At 31.6% G+C, this 1,277-nt stretch carries 1 pseudogene; it reads left to right on the forward strand.

Going from position 1 to position 1,277, the window contains the following annotated elements:
• Positions 1–223: 223 nt before the first annotated feature.
• Positions 224–1,277, forward strand: a pseudogene (locus F6K13_RS33715) (serpin family protein); the annotation flags it as partial.

Below are 1,277 nucleotides of genomic sequence, written 5' to 3' on the forward strand. Positions count from 1 at the left end.
TGTTAGTCGATCGTCCCTTCTTTTTGACAATTACAGAGAATGATTCTGGCACTATTCTATTTATGGGAGAAATTACAATCCAGAAAATTAGGGTGCATCTCAATGCGTGAATAAAGCCAAAAATTTATCGCTTTTAGGCAACAGGCAACAGGCAACAGGCAACAGGGAATATATAGGAAAAAAGTATTTTTGCAAATGAATGCTTACAATCGGAGATATAGACATGATTGAGAAATTAGTTTCTGCCAATAACAAATTTGCCTTTCAACTATTTTCAGAAATTCAGAAATCCCAGGCAAATGAAAATATTTTTATCTCACCCATTAGCATAGCGATCGCCCTATCAATGACCTACAATGGCGCTCGGGGAAAAACTCAAAAAGCTATGGCTAAAACTTTAAACTTTCAGGGAATGAGTTTAGAAGAAATAAATCAAGCAAATCAACAATTAGGAAATTTGTTAGAGAGTTTAAATTCAGAAATTAAATTAAATATTTCTAACTCAATATAGACTAAAATCGGAATACCTTTTGAGCAAAACTTTCTACAAATAAACCAAGAAATTTATCAGAGTCAAGTAAGAGAAATTGACTTGAAAAATCCGAAAACTCCAGAAATTATCAATAAGTGGATAAAAGATAATACCAAAGGCAAAATTGATAAAATAATTGAAACACTAGATCGTGATTCAGTCATGGTATTGTTAAATGCTATTTATTTTAAAGGAAACTGGCAAAAATAATTTGATAATTTTTCTACCCAAGAGCAGCCTTTTTATCTATCTAATGGAATGGAAAAACAACATCCAACAATGTTCAAATTATCTCAATATTCATATTATGAAAATCAAACTTTTCAAGCCATTAGTTTACCTTACGGAGAAGGTCGCGTCAGTATGTATGTATTTCTCCCCAAAGAAGAAATAGGATTAGAAAAATTCCATCAAACTTTAAATGAAGAAAATTGGGAAAATTGGATGCTAAAGTTTGAATCTCAATGAGTCACATTAACTCTACCCAAATTTAAAAATGAATATGAAGTTACCCTCAATGACATATTAAAAGCTTTGGGAATGGAAATAGCTTTTGACAGAAAGAAAGCAGATTTTTCTCGAATTCGTCCTATTCCTCCAGAGTTATATATTGATGAAATTAAACATAAAACATTTGTGGAAGTGAATGAAACAGGAACAGAAGCAGCATCAGCTACCAGTATAACTATGGTAGCATTAAGTGCTATGATGACAAGTATAAATATGTTTGTTAATCGTCACTTCA

The organism is Okeania sp. SIO2B9 (assembly GCF_010672505.1).
Classification (GTDB): domain Bacteria; phylum Cyanobacteriota; class Cyanobacteriia; order Cyanobacteriales; family Microcoleaceae; genus Okeania; species Okeania hirsuta.